Annotated in this window: 1 protein-coding gene; it reads left to right on the top strand. The window is 62.4% G+C overall.

Annotated elements, in window-relative coordinates; genetic code table 11:
* Nucleotides 1-801 precede the first annotated feature (801 nt).
* A partial coding sequence (locus Apa02nite_RS42100) for a hypothetical protein (RefSeq protein WP_203830075.1) occupies nt 802-1,505 on the top strand: 704 nt, incomplete at its 3' end.

The raw sequence follows: 1,505 nt of genomic DNA, 5'->3' as shown, positions 1-1,505 counted from the left end.
GCAACAGACTCTGGCGGAAGGGCGGCGTCGTCACCCTTGGTGGCGCCAGCGATGGTGATCCGTCGGTGATCGAATGTCGGCCTTGGCGGCCGTGTCGACGCTGTCCGTTCGGCAAATTCGGTCCCCGGTCTGGCCTGACCGGTAGCGTTCCAGGCGTTTTACGGAAGGGTGATGGCCTTGCGTGGTGATCCGTGGGTGATCGGATGTCGGCGACCGTCTCAGTACGGGCGCGATTAAATCAGTATGTTCGAGCGGTGGCGGCCTATCCGTGAAGCGGATCGATCATGCACTCGGCCGGGACCTGCGGAAACGTAAAGTCGCTCTGAGCTGGTAATATGCCTTTGGGAACGGCTTTGAGCGCGAAGGTTACCAAGTGTACTCGTGACCACTAGTCATCTGACTACGGATCAGAAGGTTAGGGGTTCGAGTCCCTTCGGGCGCACTTTCTCGATTGAGGCCTGAACTGCGGAAACGCGGTTCAGGCCTTTCTCGTTGTCCGGCCTTTGTCGAGGTTGGGTGGCGTGTGGGTGGCATATGGATGTCGTCACTTTCCGTGACGGAACGGGTTGCGGCGGCTGTGCGACCTGCGGCTTCGCTGCTTACCAGCGGGTAGATGTCGGCGGTGACCACGATGCTGGAGTGCCCGAGCAGATCCTGAAGTGTCTTGTGGTTGAGCAGCCGGCTGCGGTGGGCGCGCAGGATGCTGACGGTGTGCTTGCCGAGAGCGACGGCGCGGCGCCCGGCGTTGCACTTACGGGGCCACGACTGCTCGCCCAACGTTAAAGAAACTTTAAGGTACGCGTGCTCAGCGTCATGAACTGCTGCCACATCATCGCTCGTATATCTCGGCACAAGCAGTACCGAGACGAAGTGGAGCCGTGCATGTATCGACGTGGAGTCAGCAGCCGGACGCGCAAGCTCGTGATTGGAGGCGCCGCCGCAGCGCTGCTCGGCTCGGCGCTCGTGGTCGGCACGGGGATGAGCCAGGCCGCCGAGACCGGAGCCAGCTCCGGCAACATCAACGCTTTGGTGCCGGCGCTGGGTTTCAGCCCGGGTAATCCGAACGCGACGGCCGACCGGGTGGGCCCTACCGGGGTGAACGTTCCCGGTCGCTGCCCGCCCACTCAAGCCCAGGTGAACGCGCAGGTAGCGCTCAAGAATGCGAACTTTCCGGGTGGAGCGGACCTTGAAAGTCGCATCCAACGTTTTGAAAAAACCTTGTCGGCGATTCAAGACTTGAAATGCCCTGCGTCTTCCACGACTTTGCTGGGCCGCTTGAATTCGTTGACCGCGCTGCGCGGAAATGCGAACCGCGATAACATCCTGCGTGGTTTGGGTTTGAACGAAACGCCGGCGGACAAAGCCGCCGCCACAGGATCCGGTGACGCGGCCGCGAGTGGAGCGACGGGGAACGCCGGAGCCAGCTCCGGTAACATCAACGCTTTGGTGCCGGCGCTGGGTTTCAGCCCGGGTAATCCGAACGCGACGGCCGACCGGGTGGGCCC

Source organism: Actinoplanes palleronii (assembly GCF_016862315.1).
GTDB lineage: Bacteria > Actinomycetota > Actinomycetes > Mycobacteriales > Micromonosporaceae > Actinoplanes > Actinoplanes palleronii.
The sequence above is the reverse complement of the archived record's forward strand: the minus strand, read 5'-3'. Positions and strand labels throughout refer to the sequence as shown.